Source organism: Syntrophotalea sp. (genome assembly GCF_050253115.1).
Lineage (GTDB): Bacteria > Desulfobacterota > Desulfuromonadia > Desulfuromonadales > Syntrophotaleaceae > Syntrophotalea > Syntrophotalea acetylenica.
In genome coordinates this window covers 1-23323 of record NZ_JBFWJQ010000022.1, presented here as the reverse complement: position 1 = coordinate 23323, position 23323 = coordinate 1, and the positions used below count along the sequence as shown (strand labels likewise).

Here is a 23323-nt window from a genome sequence, read left to right as displayed (position 1 = left end):
ACATGCCCCGGCCCGGACAAAACGGTCAGTCAATTTCCTGCCTGAGGATCTGCACGCAGCGGCGTGCGGCAAAACGGGCGCGACCCAGCAACTGATTCCGGCACCCGGCAAGCACCAGGAAATAATCGGGGGTGATCGGCAAAACCAGGGTCTGAGTGTCACGGGTAGAAATTATCACTTCGCGCAGATCATCGTTACCGATACGGTCGAGCATGACTCTCAGATTCCCGAGTATGATGCCCTTGTGGGCGCCGACAAGCCGAAGGTCGTATTCGTCCATGGGGCCGACCTGATCCACGGCTTCGCCTTCCCAGTCGGCGATAATGGCACCCCTGGCACCGGGAACGCTGTTCACAAGATCCCTGAGAACTGTTTTAAAAGGCATCGCAAATCCTCAATAATCGTTTAGCTGAACGGATACCAGTTTGGAAACACCGGGATCCTCCATGGTCACACCATAAAGAATATCGGCCATTTCCATGGTTTTTTTGCTATGCGTTATGACAATGAACTGCGATCTGGACGACATTTCGCGCACCATGTCATTAAAACGCTGGATATTGGCCTCGTCCAGCGGAGCATCGACCTCGTCCAGCACGCAAAACGGTGATGGCTTGATAAGAAAAATGGCGAAAATCAGGGCAATGGCCGTCAATGCCTTCTCCCCGCCGGACAAGAGACCGACATTCTGCAGCCGTTTGCCGGGGGGTTGCACCGCGATCTCGATTCCAGCCTCGAGCAGATCCTGCTCGTCGGTCAGCGTCAACTCCGCCCTGCCCCCCAGAAACAGCCGCGGGAATATCTGCTGAAACATGGCGTTGACCTGATCAAAGGTTTCGCGAAACCGCTTGCGGGTCGTGCGGTTGATTTTGGCAATGGCGGCGTGCAGTCCGTCCAGAGACCCTTGCAGATCAGCTTCCTGCCGGCATAAAAACTCCCACCGTTGTTCCAGTTCGCGATAGGCATCGATAGCGGTCAGGTTCACTTCGCCGATGGTCTCGATGTTGCGCCGCAATTCCAGGAGACGTGCTTCCGCGGCCGCGGGGTGAAAATTGCCGTCGGTTTCCTCCATTGTTTCTTGAGCCAGTTCGACACGGTATCGGAAAGCGATGTCCTGGCGCAGGTGGCTGATCTCCATCGCGACTTCCCGCCCCCGCATCTGCAACCCGGAGAGATCCTCCCGGGCTTGCTGCAGCTGGCCGCGCACGGTCCGCAGGGATTCATCCTGCTCCACGATCTGCTGCTGTTGCTGTTCGGCAACATCTTTAAGCCGATTCAGGCGCGACTGCTGTTCCTTTTGGCGTTGATACAATGCCTCCAATGTCATCTGCAGCTGCTTCAATTCGTCCTGAAGACTTTCGACTTCCGATTCGGCCTGACAGCGACCTTGCTCCAACTGGTCCAGCTGACGCTGAACATCCCGGCCGGTTTCGGAAAGCTGCTGACTTTGGCGCCGCCCGCCTTCCAGTCGCTCGCGAAGCTCGGCAAGAGAAACCTTGAGCGCCGTCACCTTTTCCCGCAGAGCATCCTGACCCCGGCGCGATATCCGCAGCTGCTCCTCACTCCGGGCAACGGCCGATTCCTGCTCCAGGCGGCCAGCATCAATCTGCCGGCAAAGAATTTCGGCTTCACCGCGCCGCCGCTGCAAAGCGCAACGTTCCTTTTCAACCTGATCATCTTCGAAGGCAGCAACCTCGAGGCGCTCATCAAGGCGGGCCAACTCCTGAGCGGCCCGCGCCAGGTCTTTTTCCCGTTCCGCGCATTTCAGCTGCTGAGCGTGAAGCTCCTCGCGCAAGGCCTCCTGCATCTGTTCAGCAATTTCAAATGCGCTTTTCTGCTCGTTTCTCTCATCGCGCAAAACGCCAAGATTTTGTTCGAGAATCTTCTGCCGGGCCCGCAGATCCTTGATCTCGCGTTTCTGGGAAAGCAGCTGGTACCCCATTTCCGTACGGGCACCGCCGTGCACCACCCCGCGATGGTCCAGACGATCGCCGGCAGCCGTAACCAGAACCACGCCTTCTGGCAAAACCGTTCCCAGAAAGGGGGTCAGATCATCCACCAGATACGCGTCATCAAACAATGACCGTAGCTGGGAGACAGCATCTTCGCGGATAACCACCAGCTTGGACAGGCAAATGCCCGCTGCGCGTTGTGGCCCGGCGGCCGAAGAGCCGCACGGCAATACAAGGCTGGCACGTCCGCCGCCATCCCGCAGGATCTCCAGGGCAAGCAGGGCATCCTGGACCTGTCGAAGCAGCGGCGCCTGCAGGCGCTCCCCCAGAACCGCCCCGACAGCCACTTCATACGCGGCGGGTACTTCGATAAGGTCAGCAACCATGCCAACCAGATGATGCTGCAGGCGCGGATCCTGCCACAACAGCTTGACGCCGGCACCGCAGCCCTCGAGGTTACGCTCCATCTGCTCCAGTGACCGCAGCCTGGACCGACACTCCCCAAGCCGCTCCTGCGTCTCCAGCAGTTGCTGCTCGTTATCCTCCATTTGTCGGCGTCGCAGATGGGACTGTTCGCGGCTGCTCTGCAGATCCCGCTCCAGGCCGTCCAGCAACCCGCGAAGGTTTTCCAGTTCCTGTACACCGCCTACCAGGACTTCCTGGACAGCCGCTCTTTGCTCCTGCAACTGGATTTTCTCGCGCCGCAGCCATGATATCCGCTCTTCCAGCCCCTGCAGTCGCCGATCCGCGTCTTCCAGATCAGCGCGGCTGCGTGACAAGGCGGTCATCCCCTCGAACAGCGCCCTTCGGGCTTCTTCCAGCGCCGTCATGCCTTCATGTTCCGCAGCCAGTTGCTCCTCGAGAATGGCTGATTCCCTCTCCATGACGAGGGACCGCTCCTGCAACTCTTCGGACAGGGACTGTGCGACCTCCTTTAGAGCGGTCTCTTCAACCCCGATCTCCAGTAAACGCTGCTGCAGAGCCAGACTTTGCTGCCGATACTGCTCTTTTTGACGGTCGAGATTCGCAAGCGCCTGTGCTACATACTCGAGACGGGCCTCGACCCGTTGCAGCTCCCCATTGAGGTGAAACACCCCTTCCTGGCATTGGCTGAGATCCCTTTCGGATGCGGCCTGCACCAGCCGCAGCTCGGCAAGTTTGAGTTCATGTCGCTGAAAACGGCTCTCCAACTCCATTGCCCGTCGTTCAGCAAGGGTTTCTTGCTGGTTCAGCTGCTGGCCGCTGCGAACCAGATCCGCATGATGGCGGCGGGCAAAGCAAAGCTCGATCTGCTTCTCTTCTTCGCGGAACGCACGATACTGTTCAGCTTTGCGAGCCTGCCGTTTGAGGCCGCCCAGCTGACGTTTGACCTCTCCGATAATGTCGCGCAGCCGCAGCAGGTTCTGCCCGGTAGCCTCGATCTTTCGCAAGGCGGTCTTTTTGCGCGCCTTGAACTTGCTGACGCCGGCAGCCTCTTCGATGAGAAATCGCCGGTCCTCCGGCTTGGCGTTGAGAATCTGGCCGACCTTGCCCTGCTCGATAATGGAATAAGCCCGGGCGCCGATTCCGGTATCCATGAACAACTCGGAAATGTCCAGCAGTCGGCAGGGGGTCTTGTTGAGCAAATATTCACTGTCACCATTGCGGAAAAGACGGCGGGTTACCATAAACTCGGCATAATCGCGCACCGTGGCCGGCCCCTGCCCCTTCTCGTTGACAAACACCAGCGATACCTCGGCCATGCCGACCGGCTTGCGGCTTTCGCTGCCGCCAAAAATGACGTCTTCCATGGCCCGACCGCGGAGATTCCTGGGACTCTGCTCCCCCAGCGCCCAGCGAATCGCATCGACCACATTACTTTTGCCACAGCCGTTGGGCCCGACCACAGCCGCTATACCGGGACCGAAATCAAGGGTGGCCCGATCGACAAACGACTTGAATCCAGCGATTTCTATGCGTTTGATCTGCATACGCGTGGGTGGACAATCCTCTCCGGACAAAGCACTGATTGATAGCGCGCCATGTTAACAAGCCCCAAGAGCCATGTAAAGCAGTTTGCCAAGAGGGATTTTGACAACCGACGATGCCCCGTCATGACGGATTGTCACACTTCGCCCTCCGGTCGGCTGCCGCGCTGGGCGAAACCAAGATGAACTCTTGTCTGAACAATCGACAACGGCTATGATGAGCGACCATGATAATGATACCTGTCACCGCCGAGGATGCCGGAAAGACCGTTCTCGCCATTCTCCAGAAGCGCATTCCGGGCGCACCCCGTGCCTACCTGCGTCAGCTGCTGCGTCGCGGCAAGGTGCAATACGCCGGAAAAGCCTTAGCTGAGGACCATTTCCTGCACGGCGGTGAAACACTGCATCTACCTGACAGCGAGCGACTCCGTAAGCTCTGTTCCACCGACCTGCCGCCTCTGGAGATTTTACTGGAAGCCGATACTTTCCTGGCGGTATTCAAACCTGCGGGACTTGCCGTGCACAGCAGCGCAGGCCACGAACAGGATAACCTGACCGCACGCGTGCGAACCTGGATGCAATACCGCAAGGCCCCTTACATGGTCGCGCCGGTTCACCGCCTCGATGTCGGAACCTCGGGGCCGGTTCTGTTCGGCAAAGGCCGCAAGGCCATCGCCGAGTTGGGGCGGATTCTGCAAACCGGTCCGTGCAGCAAAATTTACCTGGCCCTGGTCCGCGGCATGCCACCGGAAACCGGCATGCTGACCAGTGCGGTCAGGGTTCAGGACAAGACCAAACATGCTGCGACACGGTTCCGGGTGTTGGGACGTCACCGCGATGCAGCCTTGCTGGAACTCGAATTACTGAGCGGCCGCAAGCACCAGATCCGCCAGCAGTGTGCCGACGCTGGCTGGCCGGTATATGGAGACCGCCGTTACGGTGGATCCGGACTGATCGGCCTGGAGCGGCTGTTTCTGCATTGTGGGCAATTATCCTGGCCCGCCGGAACCGGCATGCCGGATCACTGCGTAACGGCACCTCTGCCTGAAGAGCTGCTTTGCATTCTGCGATGCTTGCATATCGATCCGCCTTCACCAGCCTGATACAGCGCGAAAAACGGCCAGTGCCTGTCGCTCGGCCACCGGAAACCTGATCCATGCCCAAACAACGGTTAACAGCTCCCTCCTGGTTCCGCCGTCACCCATTCTGGTCCCTGACCGGCCTGCTGAGTCTGCTCTTTGCCGGCGGGGTTTGCTTATTTCTGGCGACGTTTGATCTGAATGCCTACCGACAGTCTCTCGCCGATCGGCTGAGCCTGGCTCTGCGACAGCCGGTCAGCATCGGGTCCACAGCCCTTATCTGGCACAAGGGCCCGGCTTTCGACCTCGGCGATGTACGTATCGGGGCATCGCGGTCCGCAGCGGTCGGCGAAATTTCCCATCTTTTTCTGAAACCGCGGCTGCTGCCGATGCTGTCCGGCAAAGTCGTATTCGACGACATGGTGCTCGAAAAGCCCCATCTCCAGCTGCAGGGTTTCTCTTTCGAGCAGCCCGGCGACGGGGAGCTTTTCAATCTCTTGTCCACCCTGTTGCAAACAGTACAGGTAAAAAATCTGACCATCGTCGATGGACAGCTGACGCTTGCCAGCCGCCATGCCGATTCCCGGTCCGCGCCCGTGCCGGCACATATCGATGCCGTGCAACTCAAACTGCGCCATTTGACAAGCGGGCGTTCCTGTAAAATTCGAATCGAAGCCCGGCTCATGCAGCAGCAGGGCATCGCTCATGTCAATGCTTCTGGACGCCTTGCGCTGGACCCGGACCTGCGCAACTGGCAAACAGCCCAGGGCCAGCTGCAGCTGCAGCTGGAAAACCTCGCCCTGGAGGAATTCGCGCGCTGGATTCACCTGCCTCCGGCCAGCCTGAAGCTGACCGGAACAGCCGCCCTGACAGTTCGGGCAAGCGGGTCCCTGTCTGAAGGGATGCATTTTTCCGCCGGCGTGGAGGGGGAAAAGATAGCTCTCGACTGGCCGAAACATTACCGTCAGCCGCGCTCCGTGCAAAAATTTGCCGCTGAAGGCATCTGGATACTTACGGACGAACTTGCCGCCATCCATGATCTGAAGCTATCTCTCGATCAGCTCCACCTTCAGGGCCGTCTCTCCCTCCAGCGAGACAAAAAACAACCCTGGCTCGAAGGGACTTTTGCCAGTCCGCCGCTGGCCCTGCCCCGACTCCGGCAATGGCTGCCCGAGGAATTTCGAGCACCGCAACGGTCCCTGTTGCCTGACAATCTCGAACAGGGCTCACTCCAGATCGATCACCTGCGGCTCGCCGGTCCGTTGCATCGATTCAGACAGATCGACGCGCCGCTGCCCATCACCCACGCCCGGCTCACCTTGCGGAAGGCCCGCCTCGACCTGGCGGCCGGCCTTCCCCTCGAAGAGGTCAACTGCAGCCTCACGTATCAGGATGGGCGGCTGGATGTCAGCCAGGGGACGGCTTCGCTTTTGACCGGCCCGCTAGTCTTTTCCGGCAGGGCCGACCGGCTGTTCAGCGACGCCGCAACCCTGACGCTGACGGCAGGATGGACCGCGCCGGCAGCAAAACTGTGGCAGCACCTGTCTGCCGCCCACGTATGGCCCGGCAAAGCGGGGGGAGTTATCGGCCTGGGGGTTTCGGTTGCCGGCCGTCCTGGCAAATTGCAGGCCGAGGTGCGGGCCGACCTGAGCGGCTGCAGCATCGAACTGCAGCACCGCATAAAAAAAAGCGGGGGGCAGCCGGGCAAATTGAGTTTTTCCGCGCACCAGCTTGCGGATAACTGGAACATCGAAAAAGGGCTGTTGACCGTGGCCCCCTTCACGCTGCATTTTTCAGGACACCTCGGTACCGCAAAGCCGCTGCCTCTGGATTTTCGACTGCAGCTCTCTCCGACGGACCTGAAAAAAGTCGCCGAGCTGTTTCCGGGCGCTGCAGCACAGCATTTCACGGGCACAGCTTCCCTGAACGGAAACCTTTCCGGAACATTGTCGGCCCCAGCCTTTAACGGGCGGATGGTGGTCTCCGACGCGCGCCTGACCTTGCCGGGACTGCGATCCGAACTGCAAAACATCAACGGCAGCTTCAATCTCCAGAATCATCAATGCCGGTTCCGTGACGTCAAAGCCCGCCTCGGTCAATCAGAAGTTTTGCTCAGCGGCACTTTAAACGGCCTTGCCGAAGCGGCGTTGCGATTGCATGTCCGGGCGCCGCGGTTGCGTGCCGATGAGCTGATCTTTTCCGGCGGACAGGTGGAATTTCGCAATCTCGACGGCATCATGGTGCTTGACCGGCAGCACATCCTTTATGAAAATATCCGCTTCGATCTGCACAACGGGCGGAAATTTCACCTGAGCGGTCATCAGACCTTTTCTCCGAACCATGGCGAACTGAACATCCATGCCCGCAAGGCCTCCATCGATGAAGTATTGGCGCTGTGGGACGAGCCTTTGTCGAACGGGCCCGCCGTCAGCCAAAACCCCAGCCGACTGGTAATCCACGCGTCGGTCGACGAAGGGCAATATGGCAACCTGCGTTTTTCCGACGCCAGGGGGATGATCGTGGCCGAAAACAACAGGGTCAATATTTCCCCGCTCAGATGCCGACTGGCGGCGGGATCCGCAAACGGTACCATCCTGATTGACAACAGCATCGCATCAACGCCGCCCTTGTTGACCCTTACGGGAAATCTGAGCGGTGTCGATGCGGGTCAATTGCAAGCCGATCTGCTGAGAAACCCCGGCTTGATAAGCGGATCGATGGACGGTGCCTTTTATCTGCAGGGGCCTGCCGGCCCCGAACTGCTGATCCGTGGAAAAGGTGGGGCCGACATCCGGATGAAGAACGGCGTGCTGTACAGGTTTTCCTTTTTGTCCAAGGTTTTTTCGCTATTCAACGTCTCACAGATCTTTTCCTTCCGATTGCCGGACATGGCTCAGAAAGGCATGCCCTTCAAGCGGTTGGATGCCACCTTGCGTCTTGATGAGGGGCACCTGGAAACGGAGGATCTGATCGTGGAAAGCAATGCCATGAACCTTTCCCTGGTGGGCAACTGGGACCTGCGTCAAGATCGTCTGAACCTGGTCATGGGCGTCAAACCGTTCGGCACCGTGGACAAGATCGTATCCAGCATCCCCCTGGCCGGATGGATCCTGACCGGCGAGAGCAAAGCCCTGATTACGGCACATTTTCGCATCAGCGGACCGAGCGGGGATCCCGACGTCGATGCCATCCCCGTCACCTCCGTCTCGGAAAAGGTGCTGGGCATCTTTCAAAGAGTGCTCGGTTTGCCTGGCAAGGTTATCGAAGACGTGGGGGAACTGTTTCAGACCGGAGAGCCCTGACCGGGACAGTTCGGCGTCTCGGCCATCCCGGTTTCCCGCAGGGGATCGTGAAGCGGGCGGCAGCCGCTGTAAAGAGTGGCGATGCCGCCGGTCAGGTCGCAATGGCACACCTGTCGAAATCCGGCATGCTCCATGAGGCGCATGAACGCATATCGGGAAGGAAAAACCTCGACTGAATCAGGAAGATAGCGATAAGCGGAGCCATCGGAAAGAAGACTGCCAATACACGGCAGTACCCAATGGCTGTAAAAACGGTAAAGTCGGCCCAGCAAAAAGCCAGGCGGCCGGGAAAACTCCAGCACCGCCAGGCGACCTCCGGGCTTCAGCACACGATAGAACTCACGCAGGGCCGCCTCGCGATCGAGAACGTTGCGGATGCCAAAGGCGATGACCGCTCCCTCGAAAAGCTCGGCGCGCAAGGGCAGATTCTCGCAGGATCCCTGCAAAAGACGGATCCGCTCCGCCAGCAGGCCGGATTTGGCGGCGGCGGCACGCAGCATATTCGCCGACAGATCCACGCCGACCACCCTGACGGCCGGATGTGCCGCGGCAATCGCCAGCGCCACATCGGCGGTACCGGTGGCCGCATCCAGGACCAGGGCATTGCCGGCCAGTTCCAGCACCTGCACCGCGGCGCGCCGCCAGCGACGATCGATGCCGAAGGATAGCAACCGATTGAGCAGATCATAGCGGGGCGCTATGCGGTCGAACAAGTGCCGGGTATCCATCCCCGGCCGATAGTCATTGGACATAGGTCATTCCTGTTGTCTGCGGCCGTCTGCGATGCGATCATGTCGTGTCGTAGCACGGGCCAATAAAACCAGCCGGCAAAAACCGGAGCCACAGTCGCTTGCCCCGACCGGACAGAAGGAGCCCAGCATGCAGCCACTGATCGTTGTCGCAGCCATCCTGAGGCAGCAGGAACGCGTTTTGATCACCCGCCGTCCCGCGCACAAACCCCATGGTGGTTTGTGGGAACTGCCCGGCGGCAAGCTGCGGAGCAATGAATCGCCACAGTGCGCCCTGCGGCGGGAATTGTGCGAGGAACTGGGGATCGAAGCGTCGGTGGAATGGATTTTTGACGTGGTGTACCACCGCTACGACTGGGGTCCGGTTCTGATCCTGGCCTACGAATGCCGCTGGCTCGAAGGCACCCTGCAACACCTGGAAGTGGAGGATCACCGCTGGATTCACCCCGGCGAAAGCGGCCGTTACCCCATGCTGGAGGCGGATCAACCGATTTTTGAACGCCTTGCTTGCCGGAAACCCGTTTGCGGAAACATTGCCGCCCTCGACAGCATGCTCAAGACCCGCCCTTAACCACCCAAAGGCAGATTGACGATAATCTCGGTTCCCTTGCCGGGCTGGCTGTGAACCGCGATGGTGCCGCCGTGGCGCTCGATAATGTGCTTGACGATATGCATGCCGAGCCCGAGACCACGTACGCCGCTGTTGAGATCAACGGCACGATAAAATTTTTCGAACATCCTGGCGATCTGCTGCGGCGTCATGCCGATCCCCCGGTCACACACCGAGATCCGATAGGCAGTGCCTTCGGAAGCTCCGCTTACTCTGACCACGGAACCTTCGGGGGAATATTTCACGGCATTGCTCACCAGGTTTTCCAGAACCTGCACCAGCTTTTGCCGGTCGGCCTGAACCCGGTGGCTGATCTCCGGCGCAAAAACCATCTCAAACCGATAAGCCGGAAACTGCAACTGAAAATGCTGCAGGATTTTGCGGCTGACCTGGGATATGTCAACCGTTTCCATGATCAGGGGGATTTCCCTTCCCGCGTCCATGCGGCTGATATCCAGAAGATCGGAGACGATGCGCTCCAGAACCTCGGCCTTGTCGTAGATTTCCGCCATGAATTCCCGCAGTTGTGCATCTGGAAAACCGCCAAATTCTTCCGGATGCATACAAAACTCGAGATACCCCATGATGGAAGTCAGGGGCGTGCGCAACTCATGGGCGGCGGTGGAAATGAATTCGGTTTTAAGCCGCTCCATTTCCCGCTCGCGGGTCATGTCCTGAAAAAGGACGATAACCCCCGGGCCGTCTCCCTGCAGATTGCGAACCTGCGAGGCCCGGGCTTTAAAATAAGTCTGCCGCCGGGCCGATTCGGCAGGCCAGGCCAGGCAGATTTCATCCACGGCTGAACCCGTCGCCACGTCCGCCATCAATCGACGTATGGCGTCGCTGACATTGCTGCCCGGACAAAGTGCATACACTGAGGCCCCCAGCGCTTGTTCCGCAGTGGTCCCGAACAAATCTTCAGCCGCGGGATTAAGCATGACGAAACGGCCGCCGCTGTCGACAACAATCAAAGCGTCGGTGATGGACCGCAGGATACTGTCGATTTTATCACGGGCATCCTCGGCTTGCCACAGGGCTCTTTTGAGATTAGCCTCCTGCTGCTTGCGCTCGGTGATATCCTCCGCCACCCCGCGGAACCCGCCCGGCCGACCGTCTTCACCGATGACCGGTACGCCGCTGAGCAGCAGACAGCGCTGTCTTCCATCCGGAGTCTGCCACCATTTTTCGACATTACGAAACCGGGTCGGGGCTGTCTCAAGGGCACGAAACAGAACCTGCCAGGTTTCCTGCGGTGCGGCATTGTCAAGTTCGGCAAGAGATCGCCCGACCAGCCTGTCCGCCTCGTAGCCAAGGATGTCTTTTGCCTTTTCCGAAAGATAGCGAAAGCGCCAGTTTGGCCCAACTTCCCAAATCAGGTCGCCTACCTCAAGGGCAATATCCCGGAAACGTCGCTCACTCTGACGAAGCCGCTTTTCGGCTATTTTCCGATCGGTGATATCCAGAGCCAGGCCAAGAATGCCTTCGATCTGTCCATCATCTCCCATCACCCGGGTGCGGATGACCCGATAATCGTGCAGGCAACCATCGGCGTGCATCAGGGACAGCTCGGTTTCCACCGGCCCCCCGGCTTCATACACCGCTGGATCATGCATGCCGAAAAACGTGCCGTACTCTCCGGCGCCTGCTGCAGGCAGCCAGGCGCCGGAGAGGATCTGCTCTTCGGAAACACCCAGCGTATCGCACACCTGCTGATTGACGAATACGACCTGCCGATTCCGATTCAGTATCCACAGAGCGAAAGGCGCCGCCTTGAAAATTGCGTCCAGTACCGGACCTCGCCGGAATGGGCGACGCCCCTTTGATATCGACAGACCCAGGCGCCTCGCATGACCGTATCCTGGTTCCATGCCAAAGCCGCCGGGCAGCAAATGGCCGGCATGGCAGACATAGCTGTGCCGAGCAAAGGCAACCTGCAATTCGGCAGGCGCGGCATGCTGCCGGGCATAGCCGCACAGAGCCAACAGCGGCATGTCCGCCATCGACTGGTTGAGCCACAACAGAAAATCACCACGTACCTGTTCGGGGATTCCGCAACGCTGCAACCAGTGCATATCCACAATGCACCTGCAGCCCGTGAACCCGGCAGCGGAACAATGCGCCCTGAGTTTCTCGAAAAAAACCTGCAAATCTGCCAGCCATGCGACCAGCATATCCTCATCATGCGGATGCAAAAGGCATCCTTTTTCCATGGCCCGTTGAAAGAGAATGGCGTCATCGGCACAACGCGTTTTCTGGCCCGTCCAGAATCCCGCGGGGAGCAGACAGCAGCCGCGTTCTCCTCGGGTCAGCCCCGCCGCGAGAAAACCGCTCGCCGCCTCCTGCCATTCCTGGTCCAGATCATAAACATAACAAACATGATCCTGCCATTCGAGATCTTCAATTTTCTGTTTGAAAGTCCGGCCAGAAGCTACAATCCGTGTCATGAACGTCCCTTCAGCTTGCCCCCGGTAAAAATAAGTTGTGATCATTGTATATCATGATTTGCCGAACCCCATAAAAATATTTTCAGCTGAAGGCCATCCGTTTTTTCCTGTCCTGATGTGCCCGTTCGTGATATGAAAACCGGCATGATTATTCCCATGCAGCCTATCGGGTTCATTCATTCCTGCTTCCCGGACAAGTTCGGCATCCCGCGCCAGGCCGGGCTCGTCGCCGAAGCCTGCGCCACGCTGGAGTTGCTGCCGCCGTTCGACATGCCGGAGGCGGTCAGGGGACTGGAAGACTTCTCCCATATCTGGTTGATCTTCGTTTTTCACGCGCACCTGGACAGCGGCTGGAAACCGACTGTCCGCCCGCCGCGACTGGGAGGCAACAAACGGCTCGGCGTTTTCGCCACCCGTTCCCCGTTTCGGCCCAACCCCATCGGCCTGTCCGCTGTCGAACTGACAGGGATCGACCTGGAAAAGGGGCGTTCGGTCCTTCATCTGCGCGGAGTCGACCTCCTTGACGGCACCCCGGTTGTGGACATCAAACCCTACCTCCCCTATGCCGATGCCCTGCCCGATGCGCGAGGCAGTTTTGCCTCCGAAGCGCCTGACCGCTCATCCTTGCGCATCGATTTCGCGCCACAGGCGCAAGCCTTCTGCCATACGGCCGAAAACATCGGCCACTCCCGCCTTGAAACATTGATTCGCCAGGTTCTCGAAAACGACCCGCGGCCGGCTTACTACGCCAACCGCCCTGGGCGGCAATCTTTCGGCATGCGCCTGTTCGATCTGGAAGTGCAGTGGCAGATAGAAGGACAGCGAATCCTGGTGGTTTCCATAAAAAAAAGCATTCCATAAAAAAACAGGGGTCACTCCGCATGGAGGACCCCTGGATCAAATGCCGCAACTGCAGTATCAGTAGCGGCCGAATTCCGTATCGTCGAGTGCGATGACTTCTTCCGGCTTCAGATCTTGCTTTTTATTGGCCGACAAAGGTGCTACGACGGTCCTGGTATCGGTTGCCTTTTTGGCGGGTACTTCGGTAACCGCCGCGGCCCTGGCCGTACCCTGCGGCCGCTGATTTCGGGTTGACGTGCTGCTGGCACTGCGCATCCGGGATTCCTCCCGAGCTGGTTTGCCGCTCTGTGCGGATGTCTCGATCAGGAGTTGGCCCGACCTTGATGGCGGCAGTTTTTTGCCGGTTGGCAGGAACGACCTGGCGGCGCCACGCACCTTGAAACGCCCGACCAGTTCCTTGAGCTGGCCAGCCTGACCGCTCAGTTCTTCAGCCGCCGCCGCGCTTTCTTCGGCGTGCGCCGTGTTCTGCTGGGTAACCCGGTCTATCTGATCCAGACCCCGGTTGACCTGTTCAATTCCGGATGCCTGCTCGGTGGCGGCTGCCGCAATCTCGCCGACCAGATCGGTAACCTTGGCGGCTCCGGCCACGATTCCTTTGAATGCGGCCGCCGTCTTGTCAGCAATCGAGTTGCCGTTGCGGGTCTTTTCCGCTGAATTTTCGATCAGCTGAGCGGTCTCCTTGGCGGCCTTGGCGCTACGCGCCGCGAGGTTGCGCACTTCCTCGGCCACCACGGCGAATCCCTTGCCATGCTGACCGGCACGGGCCGCTTCGACCGCGGCATTGAGCGCCAGCAGATTGGTCTGGAAGGCAATCTCGTCGATCACCTTGATAATTTTGTTGATATCCTGGCCGGAGCGATCGATCTCGGACATCGCCTCGACCAGCTCCTGCATCAGTTTGTCACCACGCGCCGCAGCGTTGCGCGATCCCTTGGACAGGGAATTGGCCTGTTCGGCATTCTGTGCAGTGAGTTTGGTCTGGGAAGCCATCTGCGTCATGGAGGCGGTAATTTCCTCCAGCGAGGCGGCCGATTCCGTAGCACCCTGGGACAAGGTCTGGCTGGCGCCGGACACCTGCTCGGAGCCGACGCTGATCTGCCCGACGGCCGTCTGCACCTGCAGGACCAGCTCGCTCAGACGCGCGGTCATGGTTTGCAGAGCCTTGCCAAACTGATCACGGTCGGAAACCAGGCTGACCTCGGCGGAGAGGTCGCCACTGGCGACTTTTTCGGCCAGCTCGGCATGCCGGGTCAGGTTGTCCGCCATGACATCCAGCATATGGCCGAGTCGGCCGGTTTCATCCTTGTGCTTCATATGCAATCGGTGGCTCAGATCGCCATTGGCGATCTCCTCCGCCAGGTTCAGCGCCCGGCGCAACGGCCCGATGATCGCCCGGCTCAAAAACCATCCGCCGCCGACCGCCACCAACAGACCAAGGGCAAACAGAATCAGCGTATATAAAACCGTAACGCCAACCCGCTGCCGGGCAGCCTCCGCTTCCCGCGCGGCGGTTGTCTCCAGCAGCTCCGTCAGCTGATCGATGGGGGTGCGCATGTCTTCGAACAATTTTGCCGCATCTCCCATGCTCAGGGCCAGGGCGCTCTGTCTGGCTTCAGGACTGTCCTGACGACAATAGTCCAGAACCTGCCGGGATGACGCGCTCCACGCCTGCCGGGCTTTTTCATAGCGGGCACAGATGGCGCCGGTCGCCTCCGCGGGCAGCAGTGCCTTGGCAAGCCCCCAGCGCTCTTCGGACTGCTTGAGATTCTCCTCGTATTGCTGGACCAGGGTTTCAAAACGGGGATCGGCCGAAGCGGTCGCCAACAGGGAACGCTCGGCGACCATCAACTGCTGAAGGTCACGATCAACCTGCAGCAGATAATCCAGCGAAGGCAACTGCACCTGGTAAAACCGCTCCATCTGGCCGGCAACCTTGACCACATTCATGTAGCCCGCCCACCCCAGAAGCGCCATCAGCAGAATCAGCAGCGTAAAGGCCAGGCCCAACTTGCCGCTGATTTTCAAATCTCTGAACCATTCCATCGTCTCCCCCTTTTCACCCCAGATCCTGCCCGTCGGTCATCGATGCGCGCCAGGGAACCCGATGCATCCCTTCGACCGGGCACCGCTAATTGCCGGACAGCCCCCATGTTTCAGTCCACAAGACACTCCACGTCAAGCAGAATTTTCACTTCGTCCTCGACCTTGCCGATGCCTTTGACATATTTGCCTCTGCCCGACCCCTTGCTGGCCGGGGGAGGCTCAACCTGCCCCGCCGGAATGTCCATAACCTCGTTGACACGGTCAACCACCAGCCCCATGGCATTGTCCACGACATTGACCACCACGACACAAGTACGCTCATCGTACTCACGAGCGGGAAGACCGAAGCGGGCGCGGACATCCATCACCGGAATGACCTTGCCGCGCAGATTGATCACGCCTTTGATGAAAGAGGGCATGTCCGGAACCTTGGTTATTTTCAGAATGCCTATAATTTCGGTTACATAGCAAATATCAATGGCATAGACTTCATCCGCCAGAGAAAAAGTGAGGTACTTGTCCTTCTGGGTATCCTCTTCGACAAAACCGAAACCGTCTTCCTTGCGCACCGTATTGTCCATTGTTTGAAACCACTCCCTTCGTCCTGTTATTTTTGGTCAGGTAAAAACCTTCGATGATGCCGCCAAACGACCGGTGCTGCAGTTCATCGAAAGGATAAAAGCCATGCCTTGTCCAACAGTCGGCGGTGTCCCGCTTTTCTCACCGCCAACCGGCCGGCAGCAGATCGAGGAGGCCCCCGTCAGCGCTCGACACTTCCGCGATCTCCAATGGAAGCTACCCGAATGCTGCAAAATACATGCCCTCTTGCCTGGATCCGCTGTGCCCCATGCACCTGCATGGCGGCGCCTCCCGACAACGACAACCTGCGCAACGCGCCCTTCGCGCAGATGCCAGGCGTCTGAGCTTTTCTTGCTGCCATAACATGGGCAGGCATGGGGCACCTGGCGGGGACAACCGCCCCACTTCCGGGGCATGTTTACCGGACTGGCTTTCCGCAGCGGGCCGTGAAGCCATCCGAAGCCGGCCCTTACCGGGAGACGAAATGCCAGAACACCGAAGAAACGTCAACCGCCAAGCTTGCCGGTGCTGCTGCGCGTCAGCCAATGCGTCCACATGGAGAAGCCCCCTATGCAACCTCTCCGGGATCGAGTAATTGGAATTTCTCAATTTTGCGATACAGGGTCTTGCGGTCGATGCCGAGAAGCCGGGCAGCCTTGGCTTTGTTCCAATCGGTTTTCCGCAACGCCGCAAGGATAGCCTGCCGTTCATCATTTTCCGGCTCGCCATCAGGTTTCGACGTCGAAAGACGCGCTTGCAGAACCTCCTGAGGCAGGTGATGGAGGGTCGCGACCGGCTCCATGCAGTGAATCAGAATATGCTCCACCGCATGCTCCAGCTGGCGGACATTGCCCGGCCAGTCGTAATTCTGCAGGGCCTGCAGGGCTTCGGCGCTGACCCCCTGCAGATTGCGTCCCAACTCCTGGTTGTAGTGCCGGATGAAATGATCCACCAGACAGGGAATGTCTTCCTTGCGCTCCCGCAATGCAGGCAGTTGCATGGTAATGACCTTGAGCCTGTAATAGAGGTCCTGGCGGAATTCGCCACGGCGCACCTTTTCCTCCAGATCCTGGTTGGTGGCGGCAACGATGCGCACATCCACCTTGATGGGGGTGGCGTCGCCAATGCGCTCGACCTCCTTTTCCTGCAGCACCCGCAGCAACCGCAACTGCATGCGCGGCGAAATATCGCCGATTTCATCGAGAAAAATGGTTCCGCCGTCGGCTCTCTGAAACCGTCCGACATGATCCTTGATGGCGCCAGTGAAGGAACCCTTGACATGGCCGAACAATTCGCTTTCAAGCAGCGTATCGGACAAGGCTGCGCAATTGACCTTGACCAGGGGACGTTTTTTGCGTGTACCGGAAAGGTGCAGGGCCTCGGCTACCAGCTCCTTGCCGGTGCCGCTCTCGCCAAGGATCAGTACCGTGGAGGGCACCTGGGCGAGGTTTTCGATAAAACCGTAAAGTTCCTGCATTCTGCGACCCTGGCCGATCATGCGGTGGAAGGATTGCCGCTGATTGAGGCTGCGCTCGAGATCGTTGAGCCGCGTCTCGTCCCGAATGACCATGACCGCTCCGAAAAAATCTCCGTCGCGGTTCTGCAAAGGAGCCGTGGACAGGGACACCACCTGCTCGGGGCGCTCCAGGTGCTCGCAGGTCATGCGCTCCAGGGTCAGGGGACGGCGCTGCTCGAGGGTGCGGTCCAGAAGCTCGCGGCATCGCCCCGAACAGAGCATGGCCAAGGAACCGATTTTTTCACCGCGGTCGTCTTCCGCCAATCCACAGATTTTGCGCGCGGCACCGTTGAAGTCGGTTACCACCTCCGAGCAATCGACGGACACCAGACCGTCCCGGACACTCTCGAAAATAGCGGCGAGATTGGTACGGGTTTCGGATTCCCGATCGATGGCCCGCTTGTACTTGAGGGCGGATCGCGCCACCTGCAGAAGGTCCTTTTTGACGACCGGTTTGGAAATGTAATCATAGGCCCCCAGACGAACGGCCTCGCTGGCCGTCTCCACATTGGGAAAACCGGTCACCATGATCACCGGGGTGTTTTGATCGCGCTCCCGAAGGATGCGCAGCAGCTCGATGCCACTATGCCCGCCAAGCACGATGTCAGAAAATATCAGGTCAAATTTCCCGTTTCGCAATTGTCCCAGTGCTTCCTCGAAATCGGCCGCGGTGGAGACCCGGTATCCCTCCGCACTGAGAAAGCGTTCAAAGCTGAAGCGCAGGCACTTTTCATCATCGACAACAAGAATTCTTCCGGAAACTTCGACATCAGTGTTCATGGTTTTCCTCGGGTGCTGTGGGAAAAATCAGGGTAACGGTCGTAAAGTGCCCCTCACGGCTATCGATAAGGATTTCGCCCTGATGATCCTTGACGATGCCATGGCTTATGCTGAGTCCAAGCCCGGTTCCCTCCCCGGCTGGTTTGCTGGTGAAAAAAGGGGCAAGGACCTTGTGCCTTACGCCTTCGGGGATACCGATGCCGCGATCGTGAAAATCTATCCGCACCGACGGAACGTCCTGATTCTCGCAGGGACTGGCCTTGATGCTCAGGATCTTGTCGGGGGCAACAGCGGGATACTTCTTGTTCAGTGCATAGCGGGCATTGCTCAGCAGATTCAGGATCACCTGCTGGATTTCCTGGGCATGGGCAATGATCTCGGGCAGGTCGGCCGGCACGTCGAGCTGCAGCCGGATGCCGTCCTTGCGCAGCTGGGATTCGGTCAATGCCAGCGAACATGCCAGGGCATCCCACAAGTTCATGCGGTCCTTATGCTCCTTGCGGGTCCGCGCAAAAGCCAGGAGGTTGCGTACAATGTTGGCAATCCGCTCCCCCTCGTCGATGATACCCTTGAGAATCTCATGATCCTCCCGTGCGATATCGAGACTGTCGGCCAGCAGCTGGGCATAGTTGATGATACCGTTAATAGGATTGTTGATTTCATGCGCGACCCCGGCAGCCAATTCGCCGAGGGATGCCAGCTGGCCGGTGCGCAGGGACTCCTCGCGCAGCCGGATCTGGCGGGTGATGTCGCTGGCATAACGGATCACCTGCACGGTGGTGCCGGTTTTGTCCTGGACCGGGAACACCCGCACCTCCCAGCTGCGGCCGTCCCGGGTTCTGAGCTCCTTTTTCTGCGGGGCACCGGTGCGAAAGCAGGACAGCACCGGGCACTGCTCCTCCGCGCAGCAATCGCTGTTCCATAAAGCGCAGCATTTTTGCCCCGGGATATCCTGCACAGCAAGCCCAAGAGCGTTGGCCATACCGCGATTGGTGCGCACTACGGTACGATCCGGCGCAATCAGAGCGATCGGGTCGGGTATGCCGTCGAGCAGCGCCTGATATTCGCGGAACAGACGCTTGAATTTTTTTTCGCTCTGTCGCAGTGCCTGTTCGGCGACGATGCGTTCGGAAATATCCACCGCCACGCCGCGCACTCCGATGATACGGTTTTTACGCACCACCGGTGAGGCTGAAATCATCACCTTGAACCGGAAGCCGTTGCGCGCTTCGATCAGACATTCGCTGGCATTGACCGTCTCGCCGGCAAGCACTTTTTGAAAGTCCCGCACCAGGCGTTCGCGTTCCGATCCGGCCATCAGGTCAAAGACGCTGATTCCTCGCGCCAGATCTTCGTCGCTGCATCCGGTCATCTCCAGCGTCACGCGATTGGCAAACGTCAGCCGCCCGACAATATCTGTCTCGAAAACCGACTGAGGCAGCAGATCAGCCGTATCGCGAAATCGCGACTCGCTTTCCCGCAGTTCTTCCTCCACCTTTTTGCGTTCGGTAATGTCCAGGCCGACAGCCTGAATTTCCACCACCTCCCCCAACTCCCCAACGATGGCGGTATTGCTCCAGCGATACCAGAGGCAGCGGTCATCGCCCCGCGGAATCGAGGTTTCATGATAGAGGGTGCCGGGCTGGGCGATCAGAAGCCGTATGTGCTCCTCCATAGCGGTCCGCTCGCAGGCTGACATTCTTTCGACGATTTTTTGCCCCAGCAACTCCTCGGGACGTTTTTTGTACAAGCGGCAATAGGCCTCGTTGACATAGGTCAGGGTGGTGTCGGGAAGCCAGCGGCAAACGGCTTCGACCTGGGTCTGGACCAACGCCCGATAGCGCTCTTCGCTGCGGCGCAGCTCGTCCCCTGCGCGCCTGCGTTCGGTGACGTCGCGCAGGGCGGCGATCACCTTGACCCTGTTTCCCTGGTGCATCAGGGACAGGGACAGCTCGACATAAAACTCCTCCCCGTTATGGTGCAACGCGGGCAGTTCGACATTCTGGCCGAGAAGATCGGAAACGGGGTCTCCTGAAAAAAACCGGGCCAGTCTGCTGCGGTGACGGTCGCGAAAGCGTTCCGGCAGCAAACCATCGAGAGGTTTGCCAAGGATTTCTTCCTCGGCATAGCCGAACATCTTTTCGGCAGCGGGATTGAAAATGACGATGCAGCCCTTGTCATTGATGCCGATCACGGCATCGTTGATGACCCTGACCACGGCATGGTAGCGCCGTTCGCTCCAGTACAGGGCCTGCCGGATCAGCTTGAGAGATCGCAGGCGGGGCAGCACCAGCACCAGCAGAAGGACCTGCAAAAGCACAAACACCAGCCCTCCGAGCAGCAGCCGGGTGTGCTGGCCGATGGTCCGCGCCGGCCCGTCGATGATAACGCTGTCGCCGGGCAGGTCCTTGAGTGAAATCTTCCAGGATTGAAGAGCGGGGTAAAAAAACACATGGCGGGTTGCTGCGAACCCTTTGCCATCAACCGCCGGGGATTCCTTGAGCACCTGCCGGAGCAGAACATGCGCGGCGGCCTGTCCTTGAACGAAACCATCCACCACACTGCCGCCAATGACCCCTTCCGTCAGATAATTGGACCCCATGGTCAGAATTTTGAATTTGCCCGATTCAGCGAGAGTCGCAACCGCCGCCGGGATCGGCACGGTACTGCCATCGGGGCTCAGCAATCCCCCCAGGGTGGTGAGAATCACGGTTCCCTCGACTTTTTCCGCAAGCTTGCCACGCAACTTGTACAGGGAACGGTCGGCCACCAGTTCATAGGCTAAGCCGGGAAAATGTTTCGCCATTTCCGCCTTTACCTGCCGGGCGATAAAATTATGGGAAGGCCCGCCATCACCGACAAAGTAGAGCTTTTTCAGGCCGGGGTCGATGGCCTTGGCAATCCGCACGTTGCCCGCCACATCCTTGCGCTCGTAAACTCCGTCCAACAGGGCGGTTTTGCCTGGTTTGCCCGGCCAGAGGTTGCAGACGCCGCTGAACACCACGGGTACCCCGGGGAACAGTTCCTGCCGGTAGCGAAGCAGCAAAGACAGGGCGTTGTCATCGGTGACGTAAATGGCGTCGAGATGGTAGCCGAGAAATTTTTTTTTCAGATACTCGGCAAAAAAGGCGGCGTAATCCGGGGTGTACAGGTTGCGTTTGGTGTCCAGATATTCGGCAAAAAAGGAAATTTCCCGTTGTGGGGCGCGCTGCTTCAGGGTCCCGACAAATGCGGCATGCTGGTCACGGGTCCAGTCGTACTCGATATGATAGGAGTGCAGCATCAGGATGTTCAAATCGCCGGCTGAAGCTGCGGCGGGACAGCCTATGGCCGCTGCCAGCAGCAAAGCGCACCGGCATCGCCCCCTGAAGTGCCTGAAAACCATAGAAAAAACAAACCGCACCGCGTATTACCACTTTCTCCGAAAAAATCCCGCCGTCCTTTTGCACAAAGGCTCCGGGGAGGATCACATTGACTTTGCCGCAGCGATTGTTCACTGTTGGCCACTGTCCCCGGACTGGCAACCGGATCGGCGCGGAAAGCATCGGACCCGATGAATCAGGGCGGTTGTCGAACTGTCATGCTCCCGCAAATCCCCCTCGCCCTGCAACTCGGACAGAATAGTGTCTGCAAGTTTTTTGCCGAGTTCCACCCCCCACTGGTCAAAAGAATTGACTCCCCATAACACGCCCTGCACGTAAATCTTGTGCTCGTAAAGGGCGACCAGGCTCCCCAGGGTGCGTGGAGCCAGTTTGCCGAACATGAACAGATTACTGGGACGATTGCCGGGAAAAACCCGATGGGGCGCAAGACGTTCAATTTCCGCCGTACCCAGCCCATCCTCCCGCAATTGTCGACGGACTTCGTCTTCGGTGCGACCGCGCATCAGTGCTTCGGCCTGGGCCAGGCAGTTGGCCAGCAGCATATCCTGATGTGCTCCCAGGGCGTAATGGCTGCACGCCGGCAACAGAAAATCGACAGGCACCAGCCGGCTCCCCTGGTGCAGCAACTGGAAAAAGGCATGCTGGCCGTTGGTGCCGGGTTCCCCCCAGACCACCGGTCCCGTATCCCAGCTAACGGCACGACCTTCGCAGGTAGTTGTTTTGCCGTTGCTTTCCATGTCGGCCTGCTGAAGGTAGGCAGGCAACCTCTGGAGATGCTGGGCGTAAGGCACGATGGCATGGCTGGCCGCACCGAAAAAATTGATATACCAGATCCCCAGCAGCGCCATGACAACCGGCAGGTTTTTTTCGAAGGGTGCACTGCGAAAATGTTCATCCACGGCATGCGCGCCGGCCAGCAGTTCCTCGAAGCGCTGCATGCCGACAGCCAGGGCGATGGACAGGCCGATGGCGGACCACAGGGAATAGCGCCCACCAACCCAGTCCCAGAAGGTGAACATGTTTTCCGGATCGATGCCGAAATCCCGCACCCGCTGCCGATGCGTGGAAATGGCCACGAAATGGCGCGCTACATGCTGTTGATCGGCGGCACACCGCAAAAACCAGTCTTTGGCGGCATGCGCGTTGGCCAGGGTTTCCTGGGTACCAAAGGTCTTGGAGGCAACGAGAAACAGCGTGGTTTCCGGCCGCAGCCCGGCCAGGGTATCGAGAAGGTCGGCCGGATCGATATTCGAGACGAAATGCACCTTCAGGCCGGAGTGGTGGTATGGGGTCAGGGCCTGGACAATCATGCGAGGGCCGAGATCCGATCCGCCGATGCCGATATTCACCACGTCACGGATCCGCTCGCCGGAAAAACCGCGCCATGCGCCGCTGTGCACCCCTTCGACGAAGCTTCGCATCTGCGTCAACACCGCGTTGACGGCCGGCATGACATCCTCGCCATCGACCTTCATGGGGCGGTTGGACCGATTGCGCAGCGCCACGTGCAGAGCCGCGCGCCCTTCAGTGCAGTTGACCGCCTCTCCGGCGAACATGCCTTCGATACGGTCCGCGAGTCCACACTCCCGCGCCAGATCGCATAACAGTTCGAGGGTCTGATCGGTGATGCGATTTTTGGAGAAATCGAACAGCAGATCCTCGAACTGCAGCGAAAAACGCTGCATCCGCCGATCGTCGCGGTCAAAAAGATCGCGCATGTGGCTACCGGAAACCTGCCGGTGATGTTCCTGCAAGCGTTGCCATGCCCTGGTCTGGGTCAGCACGGTACCTCCTGTGTCCAAAGTTGATCGGTTTTGCCGCGCAAGGCGTTTCGGCTCGAACCTTCGGCGCATGCCGTTTCGGTTTATCCTTTTGCAGACGATGCCGTCATCTGCTTTCGCCCCAATGAAAACACAAAAAAGGCCGATTTCCAGTCACTGCGAAAATCGGCCCGCGGTTTTATCTATTTTCCGGTCCTCCCGGTGGCTCCTCCTCGACCAGCTTCCAGGCTTCAGCCACCAGGGCATCGGCCAGCTCGCCTTGGGGAACCTTGCGCAG

At 59.0% G+C, this 23323-nt stretch carries 13 protein-coding genes; 4 read left to right on the top strand and 9 right to left on the bottom strand.

The genetic code is table 11. The features are described 5' to 3' along the window. Positions 1-25: 25 nt before the first annotated feature. Both AB7E65_RS04120 and smc read right to left on the bottom strand, forming a co-directional pair. The gene (locus AB7E65_RS04120) at positions 26-385 is read right to left on the bottom strand and encodes a roadblock/LC7 domain-containing protein (RefSeq protein ID WP_072287092.1); all 360 of its coding nucleotides are present in this window, start codon (positions 383-385) and stop codon (positions 26-28) included. 9 nt (positions 386-394) lie between these two features. Further along, positions 395-3922, bottom strand: a complete 3528-nt coding sequence (gene smc / locus AB7E65_RS04115; RefSeq protein WP_428745316.1) for a chromosome segregation protein SMC — start codon at positions 3920-3922, stop codon at positions 395-397. Positions 3923-4146: 224 nt separating this feature from the next. Here smc and AB7E65_RS04110 point away from each other — a divergent pair, with 224 nt between their 5' ends. After that, entirely contained in the window at positions 4147-5022 is an 876-nt protein-coding gene (locus AB7E65_RS04110) for an RluA family pseudouridine synthase (RefSeq protein ID WP_072287090.1), read from the top strand. Positions 5023-5075: 53 nt separating this feature from the next. Continuing rightward, on the top strand, positions 5076-8300 hold the full coding sequence (locus AB7E65_RS04105) for an AsmA-like C-terminal domain-containing protein (protein WP_428745315.1): 3225 nt from the start codon (positions 5076-5078) through the stop codon (positions 8298-8300). Here the strand turns inward: AB7E65_RS04105 and ubiE are convergent. Continuing rightward, the gene (gene ubiE / locus AB7E65_RS04100) at positions 8282-9052 is read right to left on the bottom strand and encodes a bifunctional demethylmenaquinone methyltransferase/2-methoxy-6-polyprenyl-1,4-benzoquinol methylase UbiE (protein WP_428745314.1); all 771 of its coding nucleotides are present in this window, start codon (positions 9050-9052) and stop codon (positions 8282-8284) included. The genes AB7E65_RS04105 and ubiE overlap by 19 nt on opposite strands. A 127-nt stretch (positions 9053-9179) precedes the next feature. On the opposite strand from ubiE, the gene AB7E65_RS04095 reads away from it, so the two are divergent. Beyond that, positions 9180-9620 (top strand): (deoxy)nucleoside triphosphate pyrophosphohydrolase, encoded by a 441-nt coding sequence (locus tag AB7E65_RS04095; protein ID WP_072287088.1) that lies wholly within the window; start codon positions 9180-9182, stop codon positions 9618-9620. On the opposite strand, the gene AB7E65_RS04090 is transcribed toward AB7E65_RS04095, so the two are convergent. Next, on the bottom strand, positions 9617-12103 hold the full coding sequence (locus AB7E65_RS04090; protein WP_428745313.1) for a PAS domain S-box protein: 2487 nt from the start codon (positions 12101-12103) through the stop codon (positions 9617-9619). The two genes, AB7E65_RS04095 and AB7E65_RS04090, sit on opposite strands and share 4 nt — an antisense overlap. 144 nt (positions 12104-12247) lie before the next feature. On the opposite strand from AB7E65_RS04090, the gene tsaA reads away from it, so the two are divergent. Next, positions 12248-12964: a tRNA (N6-threonylcarbamoyladenosine(37)-N6)-methyltransferase TrmO gene (gene tsaA / locus AB7E65_RS04085; RefSeq protein ID WP_072288121.1), complete on the top strand. Its 717-nt coding sequence runs from the start codon at positions 12248-12250 to the stop codon at positions 12962-12964. Between the two features lie 57 nt (positions 12965-13021). Here the strand turns inward: tsaA and AB7E65_RS04080 are convergent, their stop codons facing one another. From AB7E65_RS04080 to pgi, 5 genes are all read right to left on the bottom strand, one after another. After that, entirely contained in the window at positions 13022-15007 is a 1986-nt protein-coding gene (locus AB7E65_RS04080; RefSeq protein ID WP_428745312.1) for a HAMP domain-containing methyl-accepting chemotaxis protein, read from the bottom strand. Positions 15008-15117: 110 nt separating this feature from the next. Then, positions 15118-15588: a chemotaxis protein CheW gene (locus AB7E65_RS04075; protein WP_072287084.1), complete on the bottom strand. Its 471-nt coding sequence runs from the start codon at positions 15586-15588 to the stop codon at positions 15118-15120. Positions 15589-16154: 566 nt separating this feature from the next. Further along, positions 16155-17882 carry a sigma-54 dependent transcriptional regulator gene (locus AB7E65_RS04070; protein ID WP_072287083.1) on the bottom strand — a complete coding sequence of 576 codons (1728 nt, stop codon included), beginning with the start codon at positions 17880-17882 and terminating at the stop codon, positions 16155-16157. Next, on the bottom strand, positions 17872-21165 hold the full coding sequence (locus tag AB7E65_RS04065; RefSeq protein ID WP_428745311.1) for a PAS domain S-box protein: 3294 nt from the start codon (positions 21163-21165) through the stop codon (positions 17872-17874). The genes AB7E65_RS04070 and AB7E65_RS04065 overlap by 11 nt, the downstream gene beginning before the upstream one ends. Before the next feature lie 210 nt (positions 21166-21375). After that, entirely contained in the window at positions 21376-23049 is a 1674-nt protein-coding gene (gene pgi / locus AB7E65_RS04060; RefSeq protein WP_428745310.1) for a glucose-6-phosphate isomerase, read from the bottom strand. Between the last annotated feature and the right edge of the window lie 274 nt (positions 23050-23323).

Excerpts from the sequence above, each read along its gene's own strand:
- AB7E65_RS04120 (WP_072287092.1), bottom strand. The coding sequence starts at position 385 with ATGCCTTTTAAAACAGTTCTCAGGGATCTTGTGAACAGCGTTCCCGGT.
- smc (WP_428745316.1), bottom strand. The coding sequence starts at position 3,922 with ATGCAGATCAAACGCATAGAAATCGCTGGATTCAAGTCGTTTGTCGAT.
- AB7E65_RS04110 (WP_072287090.1), top strand. The coding sequence starts at position 4,147 with ATGATAATGATACCTGTCACCGCCGAGGATGCCGGAAAGACCGTTCTC.
- AB7E65_RS04105 (WP_428745315.1), top strand. The coding sequence starts at position 5,076 with ATGCCCAAACAACGGTTAACAGCTCCCTCCTGGTTCCGCCGTCACCCA.
- ubiE (WP_428745314.1), bottom strand. The coding sequence starts at position 9,052 with ATGTCCAATGACTATCGGCCGGGGATGGATACCCGGCACTTGTTCGAC.
- AB7E65_RS04095 (WP_072287088.1), top strand. The coding sequence starts at position 9,180 with ATGCAGCCACTGATCGTTGTCGCAGCCATCCTGAGGCAGCAGGAACGC.
- AB7E65_RS04090 (WP_428745313.1), bottom strand. The coding sequence starts at position 12,103 with ATGACACGGATTGTAGCTTCTGGCCGGACTTTCAAACAGAAAATTGAA.
- tsaA (WP_072288121.1), top strand. The coding sequence starts at position 12,248 with ATGATTATTCCCATGCAGCCTATCGGGTTCATTCATTCCTGCTTCCCG.
- AB7E65_RS04080 (WP_428745312.1), bottom strand. The coding sequence starts at position 15,007 with ATGGAATGGTTCAGAGATTTGAAAATCAGCGGCAAGTTGGGCCTGGCC.
- AB7E65_RS04075 (WP_072287084.1), bottom strand. The coding sequence starts at position 15,588 with ATGGACAATACGGTGCGCAAGGAAGACGGTTTCGGTTTTGTCGAAGAG.
- AB7E65_RS04070 (WP_072287083.1), bottom strand. The coding sequence starts at position 17,882 with ATGAACACTGATGTCGAAGTTTCCGGAAGAATTCTTGTTGTCGATGAT.
- AB7E65_RS04065 (WP_428745311.1), bottom strand. The coding sequence starts at position 21,165 with ATGCTGCACTCCTATCATATCGAGTACGACTGGACCCGTGACCAGCAT.